Origin of the sequence: Streptomyces sp. NBC_01460 (assembly GCF_036227405.1) — a bacterium.
Taxonomy (GTDB): Bacteria; Actinomycetota; Actinomycetes; order Streptomycetales; family Streptomycetaceae; genus Streptomyces.
Genome location: NZ_CP109473.1, coordinates 6,834,401 through 6,858,646, shown reverse-complemented (window position 1 = coordinate 6,858,646; position 24,246 = coordinate 6,834,401). Strand labels below are relative to the sequence as shown.

The 24,246-nt window shown below is 71.2% G+C and carries 24 protein-coding genes; 11 read left to right on the top strand and 13 right to left on the bottom strand.

The features are described from left to right. Nucleotides 1-107: 107 nt before the first annotated feature. Together OG488_RS30900 and OG488_RS30895 are read right to left on the bottom strand one after the other, a co-directional pair. Nucleotides 108-680: a QsdR family transcriptional regulator gene (locus tag OG488_RS30900; protein ID WP_329234812.1), complete on the bottom strand. Its 573-nt coding sequence runs from the start codon at nt 678-680 to the stop codon at nt 108-110. Nucleotides 681-772: 92 nt separating this feature from the next. Beyond that, nucleotides 773-1,765: a fibronectin type III domain-containing protein gene (locus OG488_RS30895; protein WP_329234808.1), complete on the bottom strand. Its 993-nt coding sequence runs from the start codon at nt 1,763-1,765 to the stop codon at nt 773-775. A 118-nt stretch (nt 1,766-1,883) separates the two neighbouring features. On the opposite strand from OG488_RS30895, the gene OG488_RS30890 reads away from it, so the two are divergent. Continuing rightward, nucleotides 1,884-2,492 (top strand): TIGR03086 family metal-binding protein, encoded by a 609-nt coding sequence (locus OG488_RS30890; RefSeq protein WP_329234806.1) that lies wholly within the window; start codon nt 1,884-1,886, stop codon nt 2,490-2,492. A 100-nt stretch (nt 2,493-2,592) separates the two neighbouring features. Here OG488_RS30890 and OG488_RS30885 read toward each other — a convergent pair whose 3' ends face one another. After that, the gene (locus OG488_RS30885) at nt 2,593-3,276 is read right to left on the bottom strand and encodes an alpha/beta fold hydrolase (RefSeq protein WP_329234803.1); all 684 of its coding nucleotides are present in this window, start codon (nt 3,274-3,276) and stop codon (nt 2,593-2,595) included. A 64-nt stretch (nt 3,277-3,340) separates the two neighbouring features. On the opposite strand from OG488_RS30885, the gene OG488_RS30880 reads away from it, so the two are divergent. Beyond that, the gene (locus OG488_RS30880) at nt 3,341-4,144 is read left to right on the top strand and encodes a chitosanase (RefSeq protein WP_329234800.1); all 804 of its coding nucleotides are present in this window, start codon (nt 3,341-3,343) and stop codon (nt 4,142-4,144) included. Nucleotides 4,145-4,277: 133 nt separating this feature from the next. Next, on the top strand, nt 4,278-5,144 hold the full coding sequence (locus OG488_RS30875; protein ID WP_329234797.1) for a chitosanase: 867 nt from the start codon (nt 4,278-4,280) through the stop codon (nt 5,142-5,144). A 66-nt stretch (nt 5,145-5,210) separates the two neighbouring features. On the opposite strand, the gene OG488_RS30870 is transcribed toward OG488_RS30875, so the two are convergent. The 9 genes from OG488_RS30870 to OG488_RS30830 form a co-directional block, all read right to left on the bottom strand. Beyond that, the gene (locus tag OG488_RS30870; protein ID WP_329234794.1) at nt 5,211-6,683 is read right to left on the bottom strand and encodes a nucleobase:cation symporter-2 family protein; all 1,473 of its coding nucleotides are present in this window, start codon (nt 6,681-6,683) and stop codon (nt 5,211-5,213) included. A 230-nt stretch (nt 6,684-6,913) separates the two neighbouring features. Continuing rightward, nucleotides 6,914-8,311, bottom strand: coding sequence for an 8-oxoguanine deaminase (locus OG488_RS30865; RefSeq protein ID WP_329234791.1), 1,398 nt, complete (start codon nt 8,309-8,311; stop codon nt 6,914-6,916). A gap of 45 nt (nt 8,312-8,356) precedes the next feature. After that, entirely contained in the window at nt 8,357-9,757 is a 1,401-nt protein-coding gene (locus OG488_RS30860) for a nucleobase:cation symporter-2 family protein (protein ID WP_329234788.1), read from the bottom strand. Nucleotides 9,758-9,822: 65 nt separating this feature from the next. After that, nucleotides 9,823-10,746 carry a factor-independent urate hydroxylase gene (pucL, locus tag OG488_RS30855; RefSeq protein ID WP_329234785.1) on the bottom strand — a complete coding sequence of 308 codons (924 nt, stop codon included), beginning with the start codon at nt 10,744-10,746 and terminating at the stop codon, nt 9,823-9,825. A gap of 6 nt (nt 10,747-10,752) precedes the next feature. Continuing rightward, nucleotides 10,753-11,145 carry a hydroxyisourate hydrolase gene (uraH, locus tag OG488_RS30850; protein ID WP_329234782.1) on the bottom strand — a complete coding sequence of 131 codons (393 nt, stop codon included), beginning with the start codon at nt 11,143-11,145 and terminating at the stop codon, nt 10,753-10,755. A gap of 41 nt (nt 11,146-11,186) precedes the next feature. Then, nucleotides 11,187-11,693: a 2-oxo-4-hydroxy-4-carboxy-5-ureidoimidazoline decarboxylase gene (gene uraD, locus OG488_RS30845; protein ID WP_329234780.1), complete on the bottom strand. Its 507-nt coding sequence runs from the start codon at nt 11,691-11,693 to the stop codon at nt 11,187-11,189. A 156-nt stretch (nt 11,694-11,849) separates the two neighbouring features. Continuing rightward, a complete protein-coding gene (locus OG488_RS30840) occupies nt 11,850-12,227 on the bottom strand; it encodes a helix-turn-helix domain-containing protein (RefSeq protein ID WP_329234777.1) in 378 nt (125 codons plus the stop codon). Beyond that, entirely contained in the window at nt 12,224-12,475 is a 252-nt protein-coding gene (locus OG488_RS30835; protein ID WP_329234775.1) for a hypothetical protein, read from the bottom strand. Before OG488_RS30835 ends, OG488_RS30840 begins: the two co-directional genes overlap by 4 nt. Nucleotides 12,476-12,651: 176 nt before the next feature. Continuing rightward, nucleotides 12,652-13,494 carry a GntR family transcriptional regulator gene (locus OG488_RS30830; RefSeq protein WP_329234773.1) on the bottom strand — a complete coding sequence of 281 codons (843 nt, stop codon included), beginning with the start codon at nt 13,492-13,494 and terminating at the stop codon, nt 12,652-12,654. 249 nt (nt 13,495-13,743) lie between these two features. Between OG488_RS30830 and OG488_RS30825 the strand changes: the two genes are divergently transcribed. From OG488_RS30825 to OG488_RS30790, 8 genes are all read left to right on the top strand, one after another. Continuing rightward, nucleotides 13,744-15,009 carry an extracellular solute-binding protein gene (locus tag OG488_RS30825; RefSeq protein ID WP_329234769.1) on the top strand — a complete coding sequence of 422 codons (1,266 nt, stop codon included), beginning with the start codon at nt 13,744-13,746 and terminating at the stop codon, nt 15,007-15,009. Between the two features lie 41 nt (nt 15,010-15,050). Further along, complete coding sequence (locus tag OG488_RS30820) at nt 15,051-16,019, top strand: carbohydrate ABC transporter permease (RefSeq protein WP_329234766.1); 969 nt, start codon at nt 15,051-15,053, stop codon at nt 16,017-16,019. Continuing rightward, a complete protein-coding gene (locus tag OG488_RS30815) occupies nt 16,016-16,855 on the top strand; it encodes a carbohydrate ABC transporter permease (RefSeq protein ID WP_329234763.1) in 840 nt (279 codons plus the stop codon). The genes OG488_RS30820 and OG488_RS30815 overlap by 4 nt, the downstream gene beginning before the upstream one ends. Before the next feature lie 65 nt (nt 16,856-16,920). Further along, nucleotides 16,921-18,483: a beta-N-acetylhexosaminidase gene (locus OG488_RS30810; RefSeq protein ID WP_329234760.1), complete on the top strand. Its 1,563-nt coding sequence runs from the start codon at nt 16,921-16,923 to the stop codon at nt 18,481-18,483. A gap of 33 nt (nt 18,484-18,516) precedes the next feature. Next, the gene (locus OG488_RS30805) at nt 18,517-19,947 is read left to right on the top strand and encodes a cellulose binding domain-containing protein (protein WP_329234757.1); all 1,431 of its coding nucleotides are present in this window, start codon (nt 18,517-18,519) and stop codon (nt 19,945-19,947) included. A gap of 157 nt (nt 19,948-20,104) precedes the next feature. After that, nucleotides 20,105-20,944, top strand: a complete 840-nt coding sequence (locus OG488_RS30800; RefSeq protein ID WP_329234755.1) for a TIM barrel protein — start codon at nt 20,105-20,107, stop codon at nt 20,942-20,944. Nucleotides 20,945-20,987: 43 nt separating this feature from the next. Continuing rightward, nucleotides 20,988-21,881, top strand: a complete 894-nt coding sequence (locus OG488_RS30795; RefSeq protein WP_329234752.1) for a 2-hydroxy-3-oxopropionate reductase — start codon at nt 20,988-20,990, stop codon at nt 21,879-21,881. A gap of 185 nt (nt 21,882-22,066) precedes the next feature. Beyond that, nucleotides 22,067-23,524, top strand: coding sequence for a catalase (locus OG488_RS30790; protein ID WP_329234748.1), 1,458 nt, complete (start codon nt 22,067-22,069; stop codon nt 23,522-23,524). A gap of 252 nt (nt 23,525-23,776) precedes the next feature. Here the strand turns inward: OG488_RS30790 and OG488_RS30785 are convergent, their stop codons facing one another. Then, the gene (locus OG488_RS30785; protein ID WP_329234745.1) at nt 23,777-24,205 is read right to left on the bottom strand and encodes a DUF6083 domain-containing protein; all 429 of its coding nucleotides are present in this window, start codon (nt 24,203-24,205) and stop codon (nt 23,777-23,779) included. Nucleotides 24,206-24,246: the final 41 nt, after the last annotated feature.

Genomic DNA, 24,246 nt, shown 5'->3' with positions numbered 1-24,246 from the left:
TCCTCCGCTTTGCCGTCGTCGGAGTCGGAAGCTACGGCCGGTGCCGGCCGCCCGCCAGAGGACGGCCCGAGGGTGAGACGGCGGTCTCAGGTCGTGCGGCGCGCCGTTCAGCGGGTTTGCCGGAGCACGGCGCGGGCAGTGCGTTCGGCCAGGGCGAGGTCCGGCCGGCGGCTGCTCAGCAGCTCGGCGTACAAGGTGGATTCGACGACCCTGACGTAGAGATAGGCCAGGTCGTCGACGCCGGGACCGGACCAGAGGCGGTCCCGCTCCCCGGCCTCCAGCAGGATGCTGCGCTGGGCCAGGACCGCCCGCCGGTGCACGCACCCGCCGGTCAGCAGCCGGCGTGCCGTCTCGGGTTCGGCGCGGAGGAAGTCCCCGAAGGGGACCGAGCCGCGCAGGGCGGTGACGAAGTAGCGGGTGATCTCCAGGACACCGTCCACGCCCGCGCGGGTGCGTCGGCGCCGCGCCCGGTCCAGGAGGTGGTCCGCCAGCTCCCACAGCACGTCGGCCAGGAGCCCGTCGCGGCTGCCGACCACACGGTAGAGGGTCGCCCTGCTGACGGCGAGGTCCCGGGCGAGCGCGTCCATGTCCACCGTGCCGTGCCGCAGGAAGTACCGGCACGCGGTGTGCACGACCTGGCCCCGGGCGACCACACGCCGGGAGGGCCCCGTACGTCGCATGCCGGCCGCCTCCTCCGCCCACTCCCCCGGCCGCTGCCGGGGCCCGGTACCTTAGCGCGCGGGCCCCGCCGGGGACGAGCGGCCGTGACGGTTCAGCCGGCGAGGACCACCGTCCGCTGGGCCGAGAAGTCGCCCCACGTCCCGTCGGGGAGCTTGGGCCGGATCTTGAGCGAGTAGCGGGTGCCCGGCGGGTCGTCGAGGGTGAGGCGGTACGTCGCGCGGCCCGCGGGCGGGGTCCCGCCCCAGACGATCGTGGTGGTCAGCTTCCCGTTCAGGAACAGCTGGTACGCGGGGATCGTGCCGCCGGTGTCCGGCTGGTCCCAGGAGAGGTCCACCACGAACTCCTTCTGCTGCGCGGTCGTCCTCGTGCGGAGCCCGGTGGGAGCCGTGCTCGCGGGGTCGCCCGGCGCGGACGGGGTGGTGAGGTCGAGCGGGCCGCTGTCGGGCGAGGAACGGTCGGCGGCGTCGCGCGCGCGGACGGTGAAGGTGTAGACGGTCCCGGGGCGCAGGCCGGTGAGCCGGGCCGTGGTCCCGGTGCCGGGGACGCTGTGGATCCTGGCGTCCTCCTGGTAGATGTCGTAGGCCGTCACGCCGACGTCGTCGGTGGATCCGCCCCAGGACAGCGTGACCGTCCGGGCGCTGTCGGCCTCGCCCCGGAGTCTCACCGGGGTGGTGGGCGCCTTCTTGTCGTCCGGCGCGGGGGCGGGTGTGGTGAGGGGGACGGAGGCACTCGCGGGCGAGACGTTCCCGGCCGCGTCACGTGCTCTGACGGTGAAGGCGTAGTCCGTGGAGGCGGTCAGACCGTCGACGTCGGTCATCAGCTTCGTCGCGGGCACCGAGAGGACCTTCTTCCCCCCTCGGTAGACGTCGTAGCCGGTGATCCCGGTGTCGTCCGAGGCCTGCTCCCACATGACGTGGGCGGACGTGGCGCTGCCGGCCTGGGCGGTCACACCCGTGGGGGCGGTGGGTTTCTTCGTGTCGGCCTGCGCGGTACCGCCGCAGGCCGTGAGCGCGGCGAGGAGCAGCGCGGCGGGACAGGCCAACGCGGTGCGTGCGTGGGGGCGTTGCACGGTGATGCCTTCCATCCGACAGCAATGGTCCAGACCTATATGCCATGCGGGCGGGCCCCTCGACAAGGGGGTGGATCGGAACGTTCCGCAATGTCCGCGATGAGTTCCGGGGCCGGGGGGGAGTCCTAGGGACATGGAAACGCACGAGGGAAACGCATCCGGACTCGACCTCGGACCCGTGGCGCGGCAGGTCCGCGCGCTCGCCGGCTCCGTCGACGACGGTCAGCTGGCCGGCCCGACCCCCTGTCCGGACTACGCGGTACGGGAGCTGCTCGGACATCTGCTGGGGCTGACCGCCGCCTTCCGCGACGCGGCCGCCAAGGAGCTCGGGCCGACGACCGACACCTCCCCGGACTCGGCCCTGCCCGTCCTGCCGGCCGACTGGCGCACGGCCCTGCCGCCCCTCCTGGACGAGCTGGTGGCGGCCTGGCGCTCCCCGGCCGCCCTGGAGGGGATGACCAGGGCGGGCGGGGTGGACCTGCCCGGCGAGGTCGCGGGGATGGTCGTACGGAACGAGCTGCTCGTGCACGGCTGGGACCTGGCCCGGTCGACGGGGCAGGAGTTCCGGGCGGACGAGGCGAGCCTGCGCTCGTCGGAGGCGATGCTGGCGCCGGGGGACGACGACAGGTCCGGCGCCGACGCGATCTTCGGCCCGCCCGTCCCCGTCCCGGAAGACGCACCGCTGCTGGACCGCGTCATCGCGCTCAGCGGCCGCCGACCGGACTGGCGGCCGGGCGACTGACGTCCTCGCGGGACCCGGGGCCGCCCAGCCGGGGACCGGCCCCGGGTGGCCGGGCGGCGCGACCGGCGGCCGCGCGCCGGGACCGAGCGCGGCGGGCCTCTCAGCTGGTGAAGAACTCGGTGATCTGGTGGGCCACCTGATCCGGGTGCTTCTTGTGCACCTGGTGGCCGCCGCCCAGGGTGATCAGCCGGCAGTCGGGGATGAGCGAGGCCATGTCGGCCAGCCTCCCCTGCGGCATGGTGCTCTCCGGGCCCCCCGCGAGCATGAGCGTCGGGGCGACGATCTGCCCCAGCTCCTCCTCCCAGCGGGGATCCGGATCGGCGATCTGCGCGCGGACGGCCGGGAGGGCGTTCTCGTCGTAGTCCACCGGTCCCGTGGGGCCGGTGTCGTCGACGAGCTGCCCCGGGAACGGCGGCGGGGTCTCGACCAGCACCAGCCGCTCCACCCGGTCCGCGTGCTCCTCGGCGAGCAGGTAGGCGACCACCCCGCCCATCGCGTGCCCGACGACGCCGACCCGGTCGAGCTCGCAGGCGTCGAGGAACTCCAGGACGTCGTCCCTCATCTGCTCGAAGGCGTACTCGTCGGGCCAGTCGCTCTCGCCGTGCCCGCGCAGGTCGATGGCGTACACCCGCCACTCCTCGCCGAGCAGCGTGCCCACCGCCTCCCAGCTCAGGGACGAGCCCCCGAGACCGTGCAACAGGACCACGGGTGAACCGAAGGGGTCGCCCCAGGTCCGGTACGCCAGCCGTACATCGCCGACGTCCACAACAGACTGATCTTCCATGTACCGAACGCTACAGGCGCCGGACCCCGGTCGGCTCCGGCCCCCGGCCTGGCACGCTTGGTGCGTGAAGCGCAGACGTCTCGCCCTCGCCGCTGCCGCGGCCCTCGTCCTGACCGGCTGCTCCGGCGCCGCCTCCGGCTCCCCCGAGAAGGGCCTCGACGACCCCGCGAAGAAGGACGTCGCGATGCAGCTGGTGTCCAGCGCGGAGAACTCCACCCTGGACTGGAAGGCCCAGTACGGCTACATCGAGGACATCGGCGACGGCCGCGGCTACACCGCCGGCATCATCGGATTCTGCTCCGGCACCGGAGACCTCCTGAGGGTCGTCGAGCGCTACACGGAGAAGCGCCCGGGCAACGCGCTCGCGCCGTTCCTCCCGGCGCTGCGCGCGGTGAACGGCACCGACGCGCACGACGGACTGGGCACCGCCTTCACCAGGGCCTGGGCGAAGGCGGCGGAGGATCCGGCACTCCGGTCGGCGCAGGACGCGGAGCGCGACGCCTCGTACTTCGATCCGGCGGTCGGGCGGGCGGAGGCCGACGGGCTCAGCGCCCTGGGACAGTTCATCTACTACGACGCCTACGTGATGCACGGGTACGCCGACGCCGAGGGGACGGTGGGCTTCCGGACGATACGCGCCCAGGCCCTCGCCGAGGCCGATCCGCCGTCCGGGGGCGGTGACGAGGAGGCGTATCTGAACGCCTTCCTGGACGCCCGGGTGGCCGCGCTCCGCAAGGAGCCGTCGCACAGCGACACCAGCCGCGTGGAGACCGCCCAGCGCGTCTTCGTGCGCGAGGGGAAGCTCCAGCTGGAGACGCCGCTGGCGTGGAGGGTCTACGGGGAGAGCTACCGCATCGACGCGAGCTGACACCCCGGCTCGACACCGATCCGCAGGGAACCCGGAGCGCCGTACGGCGCGCGGGGGGTTACCGCGCGCCCCGAGCTCTGGTAGGAAACCTTCCTAACAGAACATCGGACGACGAACTCCTTCTGGAGGACCGGTGCATCACCCCCACACCAGCACCTCGCGTCGCACCACCCGACTCACCCGCACCGTCGGACTCGCCGTACTGGCCCTCGGGCTGACCTTCACGGCGATTCCGGCCACCGCCCACACCGGCGCCCCCATGCCGCCGGCCGCACACCTGGAGGCAGCCGCGACCGGTCTCGACGACCCCGCGAAGAAGGACATCGCGATGCAGCTCGTGTCGAGCGCGGAGAACTCGACGCTCGACTGGAAGGCCCAGTACGGCTACATCGAGGACATCGGCGACGGCCGCGGCTACACCGCCGGCATCATCGGATTCTGCTCCGGCACCGGGGACATGCTCGCCCTGGTGGAGCTGTACACCGAGCGGAAGCCGGGCAACGTCCTGGCCCCGTACCTGCCCGCCCTGCGGCAGGTCGACGGGACCGACTCGCACGAGGGGCTCGACCCCGGATTCACCGGCGCCTGGGCAGAGGCGGCGTCGGACCCCGTGTTCGAGCAGGCCCAGAACGACGAGCGCGACCGCGTCTACTTCGACCCGGCGGTGCGTCAGGGCAAGGCCGACGGCGTCGGCACGCTCGGCCAGTTCGCGTACTACGACGCCCTCGTGATGCACGGCGGCGGCACCGACGCCACGAGCTTCGGCTCGATCCGGCAGCGGGCCCTGGCCGTGGCGTCACCGCCCACGCAGGGCGGTGACGAGACCGCCTACCTCGACGCGTTCCTGGACGCGCGCGTCTGGGCGATGGAACAGGAGGAGGCCCACTCGGACACCAGCCGGGTCGACACGGCCCAGCGGGTGTTCCTGCGGAACGGCAATCTGGACCTGGACCCGCCGCTCGACTGGCAGGTCTACGGCGACAGCTTCCACATCGGCTGACGCCGTCCACGCCGGAGGTGCGCGTACGGGCCCCCGTCAGGGGTGTCCGTACGCGCACCGCGCACGTCAGTGGGCGACGGGCAGGGCCATCGGGTCCTTCGGCTGTTCGCTGTCCGGCACCCCGGTCTCCGGCTCCGGCTCCTCGTCCGGCCGCAGGCCCCAGTGGTTGAAGGCCAGGTTCAGCACGATCGCCACCACGCAGCCGGTGGAGATGCCGGAGTCCAGGACGACGAGCAGGTCCTCGGGGAAGGCGTGGTAGAAGTCCGGCGCGGCGATCGGGATGAGGCCGACGCCGACGGCCGCCGCGACGATCAGGGCGTTCTCGCCCTTCTCCAGGGCCGCTGTCGCCAGCGTCTGGACACCGCTCGCGGCGACGGATCCGAAGAGCACGATGCCCGCGCCGCCGAGGACCGGAAGCGGTACGAGGGCGATGACGGACGCGGCGACGGGGACCAGGCCGAGCAGCACCAGGATGACTCCGCCGGCGGCGACGACGAACCGGCTGCGGACCTTGGTCATGGCGACCAGCCCTATGTTCTGGGCGAACGCGCTGCACATGAAGCCGTTGAAGAGCGGGCTGACGGCGCTGCCCAGGGTGTCGGCGCGCAGGCCGCCCTCGATGGTCCGCTCGTCCGCCGGGCGCCCGACGATCTTGCCGAGCGCCAGCATGTCGGCGGTGGACTCGGTCATGCAGACCAGCATGACGATGCACATCGAGATGATGGCGGCGACCTCGAACTGCGGGGCGCCGAAGTGGAACGGCGTCGGGAAACCGACCACGTCGGCGTCGCCCAGTGCCCCGAAGTCGGTGATGCCGGCGGGGATCGCGATGAGGGTGCCGATGACCAGGCCGAGCAGGATGGCGATCTGCTGGAGGAAGCCCCGCAGCAGTTTGCGCAGCGCCAGCACGATCACGAGGGTGACGGCGGCCATGGAGATGTTGGTCATCGAGCCGTAGTCGTCGGCCGTCGCGTTGCCGCCCTGCGACCAGTTGAAGGCGACCGGCAGCAGCGAGACACCGATCAGGGTGATGACGGTGCCGGTGACGACGGGCGGGAAGAACCGCACCAGTTTGCAGAAGTACGGGGCGAGGACGAAGCCGAGGAGGCCGGCGACGATGATCGCCCCGAAGATGACGGCGATGCCGTCGTGCCCCCGGTCCTTGCCTATCGCGATCATCGGGGTCACCCCGGCGAACGACACCCCGTTGACGAAGGGCAGTTTGGCACCTATGCGCCAGAACCCGAGGGTCTGGAGCAGGGTGGCTATCCCCGCGGTGAAGAGGCTCGCCCCCATGAGGAAGGCGGTCTCCTTGGCGCTGAGGCCCACGGCGGGCCCCACGATCATGGGCGGGGCCACCACGCCCGCGTACATCGCGGCCACGTGCTGGAGGCCGCTGGTGAACATCCTGAGCGGCGGGAGCCTCTCGTCGACCGGGTGCTTGCCCACCGGTCCTTCCGCCGTATTCCCTTCTGCTGTGGTTCCCTCTGCGGTGCTTCCGTCGACTGCGTTCTTGCGAAACCTGGGCGTAGCTGCCACGGCTTCCTCCGGTCGGGTACACGTCGGGCGACGTGGGTATCAGGGAGGTGGTGCTGAGTGGTGCGTTGGTGCAGGTCGTGCAGCTGGTGCGGGCAGCTTGGAGCTCACCTGTGCGGGGCGCGCGACAGAGATCGCGCGCACCCGGCACAGGCTGCCGTGGACCGTGTGGGTCCGCGGCGGCCGGCCGAGGGCCGTCCCCCCCGGCCGGCCTGTCATGGGGGTGCGGAGCGTCAGGCTCCGGCGGCGATCTGCGCCAGGCGCCTCGCCTCGTCGCGGGTCGCGCGGGCGATGGCGTCCTCGTCCACCGTGGTGAGGCGGCCGTCCTCGACGACGGTCCTGCCGTTGACGAGGGACAGGGTGACGGGGGCCGCGGCGCCGAAGACCAGGGCGGTCACCGGGTCGGCGATGGACGCGTGGGCGAGGGTGTCCAGCTTCCACAGCACGAGGTCGGCGAGCTTGCCCGGCTCCAGGGAGCCGATCTCGTCGCCCCGGCCGAGGACCCTGGCGCCGCCGTGGGTGCCCAGGCGCAGCGCCTGACGGGCGTTCAGCGCCTTCTCGCGGTGGGCGCCGAGGCGGTTGATGAGGAGCGCGTTGCGCAGCTCGGTGTGGAGTTCGCCGGACTCGTTGGACGCGGTGCCGTCGACGCCGAGCCCGACGGGGACACCGGCGGCGAGCATGTCGGGGACGCGGGCGATACCGGCGGCGAGGCGGGCGTTGGAGGACGGGCAGTGCGCGACGCCGGTGCCGGTGCGGGCGAAGGCGGCGATGTCGGAGTCGTTCATGTGGACGCAGTGCGCCATCCACACGTCGTCGCCGAGCCAGCCGGTCGACTCGAAGTAGTCCGTGGGGCCCATCCCGAACAGTTCCTTGCAGAACTGCTCCTCCTCGACGGTCTCCGAACCGTGCGTGTGCAGCCGTACGCCGCGTCGACGCGCCAACTCGGCACCCTGCCGCATCAGTTCGGTGGACACGGAGAAGGGCGAACAGGGGGCGACGGCGACCTGCGTCATCGCACCGAAGGAGGCGTCGTGGTGGGCGTCGATGGTCGCCTCGGTGGCGGCGAGCGCGCCGTCGAGGGTCTCCACCGCGAAGTCCGGCGGCAGCCCGCCGTCCTTCTCGCTGCGGTCCATGGAGCCGCGGGCGAGGGTGAACCGTACGCCCATGTCGCGGGCCGCGCCGATGATCGCGCCGGACAGGTCGCCGGAGCCCTGGGGGTAGACGTAGTGGTGGTCCATCGCGGTGGTGACCCCGCCGCGGGCCATCATCGCCAGCGAACCCTGCGCGGCGGTACGGGCCATGGGCTCGTCGATGCGCGCCCACGTCGGGTAGAGCGCGACCAGCCAGTCGAAGAGGTTGTGGTCGGTCGCGAGGCCCCGGGTGATCCACTGGTAGAAGTGGTGGTGGGTGTTGACCAGGCCGGGTGTGGCGAGGTGGCCGGTGCCGTCGACACGCCGTACGACACCCGTGAGTCCCTCCGGCGCCTTGCCGGCGCCGACGGACTCGATGCGGTTGTCGGCCACGACGATGTACCCCGAGGCGTACTCGGTGTCGTGGGCGTCGACCGTGGCGATCGAGCAGTTCTCGATCACGATGCGCTCAGTGGTCCTTGAATCCGCCGAAGCTGCCATGGTGCTTCCCTCTTCTGTCTCTGGCGATGTGGGCACGGCAGGACCCTAGGAGGATTTGAGTGCCACAGCGTTACGGCTGTGGGTGCCGAGATGATGGAAGAACAGATTGAGCAGGACCGCGACGAGCGCGCCCGCACTGATCCCGGATCCGAGCACGGTCTGTGCCCAGGACGGGAATCCGGCGTAGAAGGCGGGGGCCGCGAGCGGGATGATGCCCGCGCCGAGTGCCACCGCCACGAGGATGATGTTGGAGCTGTCGTCGAGGCCGGCCTCGGCCAGGGTCCGGATGCCGCTCACCGCGATCGAGCCGAACAGGACGATGCCGGCGCCGCCGAGCACGGGCATGGGGACCAGCGAGACGACCGCGCCCAGCATGGGGAACACGCCCAGGACGATCAGGGCGCCGCCGGCCGCGGCGACGACGTAGCGGCTGCGTACCCGCGTGAGCGACACGACGCCGACGTTCTGGGCGAAGGCGCTGGTCGGGAAGCCTCCGAAGACCGGTCCGACGAGCGTGGCGATCCCGTCCGTGCGCAGACCGCGGGTGATCGTGGCGCCGTCGGTGCGCCGCTCGCAGATCTCGCCGAGCGCCAGCATGCCGGCCGACGACTCCGTCATCAGCACGAGCATCACGATGCACAGGGAGAGGATCGCGGCGGGCTGGAACTCGGGTGCGCCGAAGGCGAAGGGCGTCGGCAGGGCGGCCACGGGGGCGGAGCCGAGCGCGGAGAAGTCGGCGAGCCCGAAGGGAATCGCGGCCAGCGTGCCGAGCAGCATGCCCGCGAGCAGGGCGGTCTGCTTGACGAAGCCGCGCCCGAAGCGCTGGATGATCAGGATGACGACGAGGGTGAAGGCGGCCAGCGCCAGGTACTTCATGGCGCCGAAGTCGTCGGCGGTGGCGTCGCCGCCCTGAGCCCAGCCGACCGGTACCGGCATCAGGGTGACGCCGATGAGCGTGATGACGACGCCGGTGACGAGGGGCGGGAAGAAGCGCAGCAGCCGCCCGAAGAAGGGTCCGACGGCCAGGCAGAAGACGCCTGCGACGAGTACCGCCCCGTAGATCGCGGGGAGTTGGTGGCCGGGGGCGCTGGTCTCCGCGATGGCGAGCATCGGCGCGATCCCGGCGGAGGACGCCGCGTTGACGAAGGGCAGCCGGTTCCCGGCGAAGCGTGCGGCACCGAGGGTCTGGAGGAGGGTGGCGAGTCCCGCGATCAGGAGGCTCGCCGCGATGAGACGGGTCATGCCGGCCGCGTCGAGACCGACGGCCTGCCCGATGATGAGCGGAGGGGTGACGACGCCCGCGTACATGGCGGCGATGTGCTGGAGCGCGGCGGGGACGAGCCGCGAGGGCGGGAGCTTCTCGTCCACCGGGTGAACTGCCGTTCCGGCAGCGGTCGGTGGGGCGGTACATGGGCCTTTCGCCGGCCCCGTTGCAGGCTGTGCCATGGGATTTCCCTCCGGGATGACCGGTCCCCGCCGCCTCGGCGGGCGGGGACCGGTTCAGCACCGCGTCAGAGGTTGGTCAGGTCGACCGGGATCTTCGGCTCGACGCCGTCCCGGAGCACCGTCGCCTCGATGAGGCCGTACGGGCGGTCGGCCGCGAAGTACACCTCGTTGTCGTTCTTGAGGCCGAAGGGCTCCAGGTCGACCAGGAAGTGGTGGTTGTTCGGCAGCGAGAAGCGGATCTCGTCGATCTCGCTGCGGTTGTTGATGATGCGCGAACCCATCTGGTAGAGGGTCTGCTGGAGCGAGAGGGAGTACGTCTCCGCGAAGGCCTGGAGCATGTGCTTGCGCGTCTGCTCGTAGGACTTCTCCCAGTTCGGCATGCGCTCGTCGTCGCTGGTCCAGTTGTAGCGCCACTTGGCGGAGACGTCCGTCGCGAGGATGCGGTCGTACGCCTCCTTCAGCGTCGTGTACTTGTCCTTGACGTAGCCCCAGAACTCCGAGTTGGTGGAGTTCATGACGCTCAGGTCCTTGAGGCCGGAGATGACCTCCCACTTCTCACCGTCGAAGGTGATCTGGGTGGTGCGCGTCTCCTGGCCCTTGCGGACGAAGGAGTGCTTGACCTCGTCGGCGCCGATGAACTTGGAGTTGCCGTCGGAGGTCGCGATGCGCTCCCAGCCGTACTCCTCGATCCTGATCCGGGCCACCTGGATCGGCTCCTGCGAGGTCACGAAGTGCCGCGCGAGGTGGATGCCGAACTGCTCGGCGGACTCGATGCCGTGTTCCTTGGCGAAGGCGAACACCGTGTTCTTGGTGGTGTCGGTCGGCAGGACGTTGGCGTTGGAACCGGAGTAGTGGACGTCGTCCATGTCGCCGGAGAGCGCGACCGAGACGTTGAGGTCCTTGATGTGGTGGGTGTCGCCGTCCCGCGTGATCTTGACGACGCGGTTCTCTGCTTTGCCGTACTGGTTCTGGCCGAGAATCGTGGGCATTGTCTGCTAGCTCCCTCGGTAAACGGAGTAGCCGAACGGGTTGAGCAGCAGCGGTACGTGGTAGTGCTCGCCCGGGGTGACGGCGAATGCGATCGCCACCTCCGGGAAGAACGCGCCGCTGTCCCTTACGCGGGGGGCGTCCTGCTGCGCCTCGGCTTGCTTCTTCGCGGTGAAGTACGACTCGGTGTCGAAGACGAGCCGTACGTGGGTGGTTCCTTCCGGCAGGGCCGGCAGGTCTTTGCAGCGCCCGTCCGCGTCGGTCGCGGATCCGCCGAGCGTCACGTACTGCGTGTCGCCGCCGCTGCGGGCGGCCAGGGAGACGGTGACGGCTTCGGCGGGACGGCCGATGCTGGTGTCCAGGATGTGGGTGGACACCGATGCGGTGGTGTCGGTGCTCAAGACCGTCACGCTCCTTGTTTCTCTTCGGGTGGTGCGAGGGCTCAGGAGTCCTGCACGAGGCGGGTCAGCCGGATGCGGTTGATCTTGCCCAGCTCGGTGCGGACGATCTCGCGTTCCTGCTCGGGCGAGTTGCCGGACCGGGCCTTCACCGCGTCGCGCATCTGCTCACCGGTGGCTCCGGTGGCGCAGATCAGGAAGACGTGTCCGAACCGCTCCTGGTAGGCCAGGTTGAGTTCGAGCATCTCGGCCTTGAGCTCCTCGGACGCACCGGCCATCCCCCGCTGCTCACGGGCGGAGGCCGGGTCCCCGGGCTTGGGGCGTCCGATCGGCGGGTGGCCGGCCATCGCCTCGGCCAGGTCCTCCGCGGAGAGCTCGGCCATGGCGGCGTCGCTCGCGGAGAACAGGGCTTCCGGGCCGGTGTAGGGCCGGTGGGCGAGGACGAAGGTTCCCCACGCCGTACTGGCACACACCTCGTGCAGTGCGGCTGTGGCCTCTTCGTCCGCCAGGGTGTTGAACCGGGCGAGGCCCGGTGTGGAGCTCGTAGTCACGGGAGCCTCCGTGGCTTTTTCTCGCTGTGCGTTGTCGGGCTGCGGATAGCTAACGCTCTTCGCAACACCACGTCAACAGTTTGTTGAAATTGCGCGAACAGATGATGCCGCCGCCCGAGTTCCCGGACGGCGGCATCGAGAGGCGTTACGGGTCGGCTAGACACCCTTGGCCGCATTGTCGCGGTTCAGGTAGTTGTAGACGGTGAAGCGGCTGACCCCGAGGGCCCCCGCCACCGTCTCCACCCCGTGCCGCACCGAGAAGGCACCGCGTGCCTCCAGGGTCCGGACCACTCCTTGCTTCGCCTTACGGTCCAGGTCTGCCAGCGGCATCCCGTGCCGCCGCTCCATCGCGGCCAGGATGTGGTCGAGCGATTCGGAGAGCTGCGGGAGCCGTACCGCTATGACGTCCGCCCCCTCCCAGGCGAGCACCACGTCCTCGGTGGTGGCCTGGTCCGGGGCGAGGATCTCGGCCCCCATGGCGTCGACGAGGGGCTTCACCGCGGTGACCAGCGGGTGGTCGGCCGGTTCGGTCACGGGGTGTCCTCCCCGATCACGTTGAGCTGGAGGGAGACCCGGGTGGCGCCCGAGGCCAGGGCCTTGCGCAGCAGGGAGTCCACGGCGGTCAGCACCTGGTCGGCGCCCCCTTCGGCCGTGTTCCCGAAGGGGCCCACGTCCACCGCGTCCAGGTCGGCGGAGTGGATGACCTCGCGGGCCACCACCGCGTGGGCGGGTGCCTCGTCCAGATCGAAGGGCTCGGTGGTGAATTCCACCCTCAAGCGCACGGTGCCTCCCTCATGTCCCGCCGCGTCCGTCGGCTCGCGCGGCTCGCCCCGACCCTAAGGCACGGGCTCCCGGACCCCCTCGGACCCGACGCCCCGGTCCCGGACACCCGGACGCGCCCCGGGCCGGCGCCCGGCGGGCGCCCGCTGCGGGCCGGACGCACCCGGCTCCCCGGCGCTCAGGGCCCCGCCTGGATGTCCCCCCGGGTGGACGAGGCGATCGGGTCGCCGTGCGCGAAGTCCCCGGGCGGGATCCCCGGGTGGTGCCCGTCCCTGACCAGCCCCGCGGTCGCCGCGGCGGGCCCGAGCGCGAGGCGGGAGACGATCCGGTAGCGGTCGCCCCGGTACAGCGAGTGGACGTACTCCACGGGCACCCCGGAGACGTCCGAGGTCAGACGCTCGAAGAGCAGGGCCGGGGAGAGCTCGGGGACCCCCAGGAGCTGGGCCTCCGCCCGTGTGACGACGGTCGGCTCGATGGCCTGGACCGCCTCCCGGACATGGACCCCGTGGGTGTGCCGGAGGTGCTCGTAGAGATCGCCGTCCTCCAGCTCCTGCGCCGACAGGCCGGGGACGAGCGCCGCCCTGATGTGCAGGTGCTCGATCGCCATGGGCGCGCCGTCGACCAGGCGCAGCCGTGCGACGTAGACGACCTCCTCGGCGGGCGACATCCGCAGCTTGCGGCCGACCCGGGCGCCGGCCTGGAGGGTGGTGAACTCCAGGAGCCGGCTCGACCACGCGCCGGCCGCCTGCGGCACGCTCAGGGCGAGGTCCGCCGAGACCAGCTCCTGGGTGATCTTCTCCGGCGCGACGAACATCCCGCGCCCGTGCTCGCGGACCAGCAGGCCGGCGGCCACCAGCTCGTCGACGGCGGCACGCAGGGTGGGCCGGGACACCCCGAGCAGGGCGCAGAGGGCCCGCTCGGACGGGATGGCGTCCCCGGGGCTGCGGCTCTCGATCAGCTCGAGGACCGCGTCGCGCGCCCGTTCCCTCTTGAGCACCGTCCCCGGTACGTCGGCTTTCATGCGTTCCCCTTCGCGCGTTCCGCTCCCTTTACCAGTTGAGCAATCCATGGCCACTGGTCAGAGAGATTCTAACCACCCTCATCGCCATGAGACGAGAGCCGGACGCACCGGAGTCCCCAAAATCCCTTTGTACACAAGGGCTTGACGGCCCCATTGGTCTATGCCACCTTCATCCACCACCAAGAGGTGAGCTGTCCAGTGGGCTTCACTGGTCAGGTGGTCAGGTCTCTGCTCCCGTTGAGGTGAACCGTGAAGTACCGCTTGCTTGCCGGTGTGTCCGCGCTCGTGACGGCCGCCGCTCTCAGTGCCTGCAGCTCCGGCGCCGACGACGCCGAAGGGGCCGGAGGCGTGACGACGGTCGATGTCTGGCTGATGCGGGACAGCGTCTCGGCCGCGTTCCAGAAGGAGTTCACCGAAGGCTTCGAGGCCGCGCACCCGGACATCGACGTGAAGATCCAGATCCAGGAGTGGGACGGCATCGGCCAGAAGATCACCGCCGCCCTGGCCAGCAACGACGCCCCGGACGTGATCGAGGCGGGCAACACGCAGGTGGCGCAGTTCGCGGAGAGCGGCGGGCTGCTGGACCTCAGCGACAAGAAGGACGAGCTGAACGGCGGTGACTGGCTGAAGGGCCTGGCCGAGCCGGGCTCGTACGACGGGAAGCAGTACGGCATCCCGTACTACGCCGCCAACCGGGTCGTGGTCTACCGCAAGGACCTCTTCGAGAAGGCCGGCGTCGACCCCGCGAAGCTCACCACGCGCGAGGAGTGGATCGCCGCCACCACGAAGCTGAACAAGGGCGGCACCCAGGGCATCTACCTGCCGGGACAGCTCTGGTACGCGCTGGCCGGCTTCGTCTGGGACGAGGGCGGGGACCTGGCGACCGAGTCCGGCGGCCGGTGGAAGGGCGCGCTCGACACCCCCGAGGCGCTGCGCGGCATGGCCTTCTACGCCCGGCTCCAGGCGCTCGGCAAGGGCCCCCGGGACTCCGACGAGGACGACCCGCCCCAGGCCGAGGTGATGGCCCAGGGCCAGGTCGCCCAGGTCATCTCCACCCCGGGCGGCGCCAACGTGGTCGTCGAGAACAACCCGGAGCTCGAGGGGAAGCTCGGCTTCTTCCCGATCCCCGGGAAGACGGCGGGCACCCCGGGCGCGGTGTTCACCGGCGGCTCCGACCTGGTCGTCCCGGCGGCGGCCGGACATCCGGACGCGGCGGTGACCTTCATCAGGGAACTGACGGGCGACGCCTGGCAGAAGAAGCTCGCGGTGGCCATGAGCTACGTCCCGAACCGGACGTCGCTCGCCCCGGCCGTGGCGGACGACCCGGGTGCCTCGGCCATGGCCGTCGGCGCGGCGAACGGGCACGCGACGCCGAACACCCCGGGCTGGGCGGCCGTGGAGGCCGAGAACCCGGTCAAGGACTACATGACCGCGGTCCTCACCGGGGGTGACGCGAAGCAGGAGGCGGCCAAGGCCTCCGCCGACATCACGCGGGCCATGAACGCCGGTTCCTGATCCGCCCCCGTCCGTTTCCCACCACCGAGAGGAGGCCCGCCGTGCCGGCTGTCCGCGAAAGACCCGCGCCACGCGTCCACCGTCCACCGAAGGCGCCACCGGGGCGGCGGGCCGGAACACCCCCGCGCGACCTCTGGCCCTACGCCCTGATCGCGCCCGCGATCGGCGGCATGCTCTACCTGCTGGTGTACCCGCTGGTGCGGGCCGTGGTGATCTCCCTCCAGGACTTCCGGCTCCGCCAGCTGATCAGCGGGGACGCGGAGTTCGTGGGACTACGCAACTACCGGACGCTGCTGTCCGACCCGCGCTTCTGGGAGGTGACCGGCCGCACCTTCGTCTTCATGGCCGTCAACGTCGTACTGATCATGGTCATCTCGACGCTGGTCGCGCTGATGACGGAGCGGCTCCGCCGGGCCGGCCGGACGATCGTCCTCTGCTCGCTGGTGCTCGCCTGGGCCATGCCCGTGGTCGCGGCGACGACGGTCTTCCAGTGGCTGTTCCACTCCGAGTTCGGCATCGTCAACCAGTCCCTGACGGCGCTCGGCTTCGGATCCTTCGACCGCTACCCGTGGTTCGCGAACGGTACGGCGTCCTTCACGATCCTGGTCCTGCTGATCGTCTGGCAGTCCGTGCCGTTCGCGGCGGTCACCCTCTACTCCGCCCTGACCACGGTCCCCGCCGAGCTGTACGAGTCGGCCCGCCTCGACGGCGCCTCGGGCTCCCGCATCTTCCGCTCGGTCACCTTCCCGATGCTGCGGCCGATCTTCCTGCTGGTCCTCTCCCTGGAGGTGATCTGGACCTTCAAGGCCTTCGTCCAGATCTGGGTGATGACCCGCGGCGGGCCCGGCGACGCCACCACCATCCTCCCCGTGTACGCGGTCCAGACGGCGCTCTCCAGCCAGCGCTACGACCTGGGATCGGCCGCGTCGATGATCACCGTGGTCCTGATGTCCGGGGTGCTGGTCCTCTACTTCCGCCAGATGCTCCGACAGGAGGACGACCCGCGATGACCTCACCGCACCTCAGGATCCGGCGGATCCCGCTGAACGCCGCCGCCGTCGTGACCGTCGTGGTCTGCCTGTTCCCGGTGTACTGGATGATCTCCACCGCGTTCAAGCCGTCCCGGGACATCCAGTCCTCCGAGCCGCGGCTGGTCCCCTACACCTGGACGCTGGACCACTTCCGCCGGGCCGTACAGGCGGACGGCTTCGAGCTGTTCTGGCGCAACAGCATCCTGGTCACCCTGGGCGCCGTGCTGCTCTCCCTCGTCGTGGCGCTCGGCGCGTCGTTCGCCGTCGCACGGCTGCGGTGGAAGGGCCGGCGGCAGTTCATGCTGCTGGTCTTCGTCGCCCAGATGGCGCCCTGGGAGTCGCTGATCATCCCCATCTACATCATCTCGCGCGACACGGACATGCTCGACCGGCTGCCCACCCTCACCCTCGTCTACTTCATGATCACGCTGCCCTTCACGATCGTGGTGCTCCGGGGCTTCCTGGCGACGATCCCGCCCGAACTGGAGGAGGCCGCCCAGGTCGACGGCTGCACGAGGACGGGGGCGTTCGCACGGGTGGCCCTGCCGCTGCTCGCCCCGGGCCTGATGGCGACCTCGCTCTTCGGATTCATCACCGCCTGGAACGAGTTCGCCTACGCCAACTTCCTGATCATCAAGCAGCAGGACAACCGCACCCTGCCGGTCTGGCTCTCGTCCTTCCAGAACACCTTCGGCACCGACTGGGGCGCCACCATGGCCGCCTCCACGCTCTTCGCGCTGCCCGCCCTCGTGATCTTCCTGGTGCTCCAGCGCCATGTGACCTCCGGCTTCGCGGCCGGCGCGGTCAAGGGCTGAGCCCGCCGGCGTCCCCGCACGCCCGGCCACGCGAACCGCCCGACTCCCCGACCCCGGAGGCCCCCGTGCCCGCATCACGCCCCGAGCTCTCCCTCGTCCCCCGGCCCCGCAAGCTCTCGCCGCGCCCGGGCCGCCTCGTCCTGGACCAGGACACCTCCGTACGCGTCCTGCCGGGTGCCGAGGGGGCGGCGGACCTGCTGCGGACGCTCCTCGGTCCGGCGACCGGGCTGCCCCTGCCGCTCTCGGCCGACGGCCGGGTCGTCCTGGCGCTCGACCCGGAGCTCGGCGGGCTGGGGGCCGAGGGGTACGGCCTCACCGTGGGGCCCCGGACCCTGCTGCTGCGGGCCGCCCGGCCCGACGGCCTGCTGCGGGGCGTCCAGACGATCCGGCAGCTGCTGCCGCCCGAAGCACTGTCCGGCGGTGCGCGCGGCCGGTCCTGGGAGCTGCCGTGCGTCGAGATCAGCGACGTGCCGCGGTATCCCTGGCGCGGCGCGATGCTCGACGTCGCCCGGCACTTCCAGCCCGTCTCCTACCTGCGCCGGTACGTGGACCTGATGGCGCTGCACAAGCTCAACGTCCTGCATCTGCACCTCACGGACGACCAGGGCTGGCGCATGCCCGTCGACGCCTTCCCGCGGCTGACCTCGGTGGGCGGCACCCGGGCCGAGTCGCTGTCCGACGGGGTGCCGCACGCGGGCGCGTACACCAAGGCGGAGCTGCGGGACCTGGTCCGCCACGCGCGGGAGCGGGGGGTGACCGTGGTGCCGGAGATCGAGATGCCGGGCCATGTGCGCGCGGCCCTCGCGGCCTACCCGCACCTGGGGAACCACCCGGAACGGCAGCTGGACGTCTGGACCAGGTGGGGCGTCTGCGACACCGTGCTCGGTGTCCACGAGGAGGTCTTCGCCTTCTGCCGGACCGTGCTGGAGGAGGTCATGGACGTCTTCCCCTCCCCGTACATCCACATCGGCGGCGAGGAGTGCCCCACCGGCGAGTGGGAGGCCTCCCCGGCGGCCCGCGGCCGGGCGGCCGCCGAAGGGCTCACCGGCCCCGGCGACCTGCACGGCTGGTTCATGGGCCGGATCGGCTCGTTCCTCGTCGAGCACGGCCGCCGGCCCACCGGCTGGGCCGAGAGCGGGGCCGAACTGCCTCCCGAATTCACCGTGATGACCTGGCGCGATCCGGCCCACGCCCGCACCGCGGCCCGGCGGGGGCACCAGGTGGTGACCGCGCACCACCGCGCCACCTACCTGGACTACGTCCAGTCCACCGACCCGGACGAGCCCCCCGCCCAGCCGGGTGACCCCGTCCCCCTGCACGCGGTGCACGCCAACGAGCCGGTGCCCGGGGACTGGGAGCCGGAGGAGGCCTCCCGTGTGCTGGGCACCCAGGCGCAGCTGTGGACCGAGTACGTGACGACGCCCGACCGGATCGAATACCTCACCTACCCCCGGCTGTGCGCCCTCGCGGACCGCGCCTGGTCCGGCGGGCGCGGCGACTGGGCCGGGTTCGTCGAGCGGCTGCGCGACCACACCGCCCGGCTGGACGCCCTCGGCGTCCCCTACCGGCCCCTCACCACGCGGTCCCTGGCGACCGCGTCCTCAGGTACAGCGCGACCCCCTCGGTAGCCCGTCCCCCACCGTTCCGGAGAGGAACATGCCATGACCACATTCCGCAGGAGCCGTATCCGCGCGGCGGCGGCCGCCGCCGTCACCCTGGCCCTGGGCTGCACCGCCCTCGCCGCCCTGCCGGGCACGGCCGGTGCCGCCGCGGCCGGCGGGCTCGTCGTCCAGTACCGCACGAGCGCGTCCGGGGCTACGGCCGACCAGAGCGAGCCGTGGCTGAAGGTCCGCAACAGCGGGAGCGCGAGCGTGCCGCTCTCCGACGTCAAGCTGCGCTACTACTTCAAGGGTGACTCGGCGTCGGCGGCCTACCGGTTCGCCTGTTCCTGGGCGGTGAAGGGCTGCGCGAACATCACCGGCACCTTCAGGACCCTGCCGAACCCGACCGCGACCGCCGACCGCTACCTGGAGATCGGCTTCACCGCCGGTGCGGGCACCCTGGCCCCCGGGGCGGACACCGGTGACATGCAGCTGCGCTTCCACCGTGCGGACTGGCAGCCGCTCGGGCAGAGCGACGACTACTCCTTCGGCGCCGAGCGGAACACGTACGGCGACTGGGCCAGGATCACCGCGCAGGTGGGGTCGGTGACGGCCTGGGGCGAGGCCCCCGGGGGCAACGGCCCCACCGACCCGACGGATCCCCCCACCGACCCCCCGGCCGACGGGCCGAGGCTGTTCGACGACTTCAGCTACACCGGTCACACGGATCCCCGGATCGCGGCGAACGGCTGGAGCGTCCGCTCGAACTCCGGCGGCCCCGGGGTGCCGGGCGCCGTCTGGGCTCCGGAGAACGTCACCTTCAGCAGCCAGGGCGGCAGTTCGGTGATGAACCTGGAGACGTCCACGGCGGGCACGGGTGCCTCGACGGAGCAGACGGAGATCCTCACGAAGTCCTCGAAGTTCCGCAACGGCACCTACGCGGCCCGGGTGAAGTTCAGCGACGCGCCGAGGTCGGGTCCCGACGGCGACCACCTCGTCCAGACCTTCTTCACCATCAACGACCTCAAGGCGCCGATGGCGGACGACTACGCGGAGTACGACTTCGAGTACCTGCCGAACGGCGGCTGGGGCGAGCCGTCCAACATCCTCTACACCACGTCCTGGGAGACCTACCGGCCCGACCCGTGGGAGGCGGTCAACCAGCACAGCGAGGCACGGCAGAGCTACGCGGGATGGCACGACCTGGTGGTCACCATCGACAACAGCGCCATCACGTACTACGTCGACGGGCAGCCCTTCGGGACCCACGGCGCGGCGTACCTCCCGGAGCGGCCGATGTCGATCAACTTCAACCAGTGGCTGATCGACCTGGCGGGCCAGACCAGCACCACGCCCCGCTCGTACGACCAGCAGGTGGACTACGTCCTGCACGTGAAGGACCAGGTCCTCTCCCCCGCCCAGGTATCGGCTCTGGTGAGCGGTTACCGGGCGGCGGGCACGACGTTCCAGGACACGGTGCCGGCCGTCTGACCAGGCACGGATGAGCGGTCGCGGGGTGGAGGGCGGGACGGCCTCCACCCCGCTCCCGTGTGTCCGGAATTCGGTTCGCCTCTTGACAGCCTCACCACACGCCAGGCAATCTTCCGTTAAGCAGAAACTAACTTCCGCGATACGGAAGGAGCGCATGATGGGTTTCTCGGACCAGCGCTTCGATGTGAACCTCTCGATCCTCTTCACCGAACTCCCGCTCCTGGAGCGTCCCGCGGCAGCCGCCGCAGCGGGCTTCACCGCGGTCGAGCTCTGGTGGCCGTGGATCGAGACCCCCACCCCCGCGCAGGCCGAGCTCGACGCCCTGAAGAAGGCGCTCGACGACGCGGGCACGCACCTGGTGGGGCTGAACTTCTACGCGGGCCGGCTCCCCGGCCCCGACCGGGGCGCGCTCTCGCTCCCCGGCGAGGAGTCGGACCGCTTCCGCGCCAACATCGACGTGGCGGCGGACTTCGCGGCCTCGGTCGGCTGCAAGGCGCTCAACGCGCTGTACGGCAACCGCGTCGAGGGGGTGGACCCGGCCGTCCAGGACGAACTCGCCCTGGAGAACCTGGTCCTGGCCGCCCGCGCGGCCCACCGGATCGGTGCGACCCTCCTCGTCGAGACGCTCAACGACACGGAGTCGCCGCTCTACCCCCTGGTCAGCGCACCGGCGGGCATCGAGGTGGTCGACCGTGTCAACGAGGCGACGGGGCTGGGCAACGCCACGTTCCTGCTGGACCTCTACCACCTGTCGATGAACGGCGAGGACCTCAGCCAGGTGATCAAGGCGTACGCCGCGAAGACCGGCCACGTCCAGATCGCCGACAACCCGGGGCGCGGCGCACCCGGCACCGGCTCACTCCCGCTGGAGCGGCTCCTCGACGAGCTGACCGAGGCCGGGTACGACGGCTGGGTCGGCCTGGAGTACAAGCCGGGCGACCGCCCGAGCGCCGAGGCGTTCGGCTGGCTCCCCGCCGAGCACCGGCCGGCCCGCTGAGGCCCGCCCCCTCCCGCACACACGTTTACCGGAAGGCACCCTCATGAGCACCAACCTCCCCAAGGTCGCCTGGATCGGGCTCGGCATCATGGGCTCGCCCATGTCCGAGAACCTGGTCGAGGCCGGTTACCAGGTGACCGGCTACACCCTGGAGCAGGACAAGGTCGACCGGCTCGTCGCGGCGGGCGGCAAGGGCGCCGCCTCCATCGCGGAGGCCGTCCGTGACGCCGACGTCGTCATCACGATGGTCCCGGCGTCCCCGCAGGTCGAGGCCATCGCGTACGGCCCCGACGGCATCCTGGAGAACGCCCGGCAGGGCGCGCTGCTGATCGACATGTCCTCGATCACTCCGCAGACCTCCGTGGACCTGGCATCGAACGCGAAGGACAAGGGCATCCGCGTCCTGGACGCCCCCGTCTCCGGCGGTGAGGCCGGCGCGATCGAGGCCGTCCTGTCCATCATGGTCGGCGGCGAGCAGACCGACTTCGACGCCGCGAAGCCGCTGCTCGACGCACTCGGCAAGACGATCGTGCTGTGCGGGCCGCACGGCTCCGGCCAGACGGTGAAGGCGGCCAACCAGCTGATCGTCGCGGTCAACATCCAGGCCTGCGCCGAGGCCGTCGTCTTCCTGGAGAAGTCCGGGGTCGACCTGGCCGCCGCGCTCGACGTGCTGAACGGCGGGCTCGCCGGTTCGACGGTCCTCACCCGCAAGAAGGACAACTTCCTCAAGCGGGACTTCGCCCCGGGCTTCCGGATCGACCTGCACCACAAGGACATGGGCATCGTCACCGACGCCGCCCGCAACGTCGGCGCCGCGCTGCCCGTCGGCGGGGTCGTGGCCCAGCTCGTGGCCTCCCTGCGCGCCCAGGGCGACGGCGGCCTCGACCACTCCGCGCTGCTGCGCTCGGTCGAGCGGCTCTCCGGCTCCCAGGTCTGACACCATCCGGCCCCTCCCAGGGCCCCCTGAACTCCGGGTCGCGGCGGCGCTGACACCTGTCCTGTCGCGCCCAGGCGCTGCCGCGACCCGGAACCCTAACCTCCAATTTCAACAAACTGTTGACGTGGCGATCCTGGCGAATCTACGCTCCTGAGGCCGTCAGCAGCCCCGTACGGAAGGCCCCCATGTCCCAGCGTGTGCTCACGACCGAGTCAGGCGCCCCCGTCGCCGACAACCAGAACTCCGCCTCAGCCGGCGCCGGCGGTCCGCTCCTCATCCAGGACCAGCACCTGCTCGAGAAGCTCGCCCGCTTCAACCGTGAGCGCATCCCGGAGCGCGTCGTCCACGCCCGCGGATCCGGCGCGTACGGCTACTTCGAGGTGACGGACGACGTCACCGGCTTCACCCACGCCGACTTCCTCTCCGAGGTGGGCCGCCGCACCGAGACGTTCATCCGGTTCTCGACGGTCGCCGACTCGCTGGGCGGTGCCGACGCCGTACGCGACCCCCGCGGCTTCGCCCTGAAGTTCTACACGGACCAGGGCAACTACGACCTCGTCGGCAACAACACCCCGGTCTTCTTCATCAAGGACCCGGTCAAGTTCCCCGACTTCATCCACTCCCAGAAGCGGGACCCCTTCACGGGCCGTCAGGAGCCGGACAACGTCTGGGACTTCTGGGCGAACTCCCCCGAGTCGACCCACCAGATCACCTGGCTGATGGGTGACCGCGGGATCCCCGCCTCGTACCGTCACATGAACGGCTTCGGCTCGCACACCTACCAGTGGACGAACGTGGAGGGCGACGCCTTCTTCGTCAAGTACCACTTCAAGACCAACCAGGGCGTGCGCTCCCTCTCCGCCGAGCAGGCCGCCGAACAGGTCGGCAAGGACGCCAACTCGCACCAGACGGACCTGCTCCAGGCCATCGAGCGCGGCGTCAACCCGTCCTGGACGCTGTACGTGCAGGTCATGCCGGCGGCCGAGGCCGCGGACTACCGCTTCAACCCGTTCGACGTGACGAAGGTGTGGCCGCACGCCGACTACCCCCTGCAGCGCGTCGGCCGCCTGGTGCTGGACCGCAACCCGGACAACGTCTTCGCCGAGGTCGAGCAGGCCGCGTTCTCGCCGAACAACTTCGTGCCCGGCATCGGCCCGTCCCCGGACAAGATGCTCCAGGGCCGGCTGTTCGCCTACGCCGACGCGCAGCGCTACCGCCTGGGCATCAACCACACCCAGCTCCCGGTCAACGCGCCGCGGACCGCGACCGTCGACAACTACGGGCGCGACGGGCTGCACGCCACCCGTTACGGCTCGCGCCACGACAAGAACTACGAGCCCAATTCGTACGCGGGCCCGGCGCAGACCGGCGCCGCACTGGCCGCGCCGCTGCCCGTGCACGGCTGGACGGGAACCCACGAGGCACCGGCGCACTCGAAGGACGACGACTTCTTCCAGGCGGGCGAGCTCTACCGGCTGATGTCGGCGGACGAGAAGGACCGCCTGGTCGCCAACATCGCCGGCGGCCTCTCGCAGGTCACCCGTGACGACGTGATCGAGAAGAACCTCGCCCACTTCCACGCCGCCGACGCCGACTACGGCAAGCGCGTGGAGGAGGCGGTCCGCGCCCTGCGCGAGGACTGAGCCTCCACCCAAGGGCCCTGCCCGTGCCGCGCACCCGGATGAGGGGAGCGCGCGGCACCGGCAGGACGGGACCGCGGCGGCGGACGACGCCAGTGCGGTGGCGAAGGGCCGGGCGGCCCGCTCCAGACCTGAAGGAGCCCGGCCGCCCGCCGCCCACGGTCCGCCGTCGCGGTCGCTGTGACAGAGCAAAGGGGTGCGGTGCACGCGTGGGGCGTGCACCGCACCCCTTTGCTCTGCCGTACCGCCCTCGGCTCACCCGGTGTCCGGCAGGCCCTCCTCCGGCAGGTCGAACAGGCGTTGCGCGCGTACCCCGTTGTGCTGCCGGAGAGCGGTGGCCCAGGGCCAGTGGTCCTCGGGCACGAGGCGGGGGCAGACGACGCGGTGCGGAATACGGCACCTGGTGCCGGGCAGCGGCTCGGCGTCCCAGAGGTTCATGGCGGTCCCGGTCGAGGTGATGACCCACCGCCGCCGGGGCGGAACGGTGTGGGCCGGGACGAGGACGTGGGGTTCGAGAAGGATCCAGTGCCCGGTGTACGGGGTGGCGTAACGGTCCTGCGGGAGGTCGCAGAAGGGGCACTCGGGCGGCGCCGGCGGCCGTGGCGCGGTCGCGCCTTCGAGGAGCGCCTGGAAGTCGTCGGCGGGCGGGTCCGGGCAGGACGAGGTGGTCTCGGAGTCCCCCATGGGCCAATGATCCGGGCCTGGTCCGGGTACCGGTAGGACGC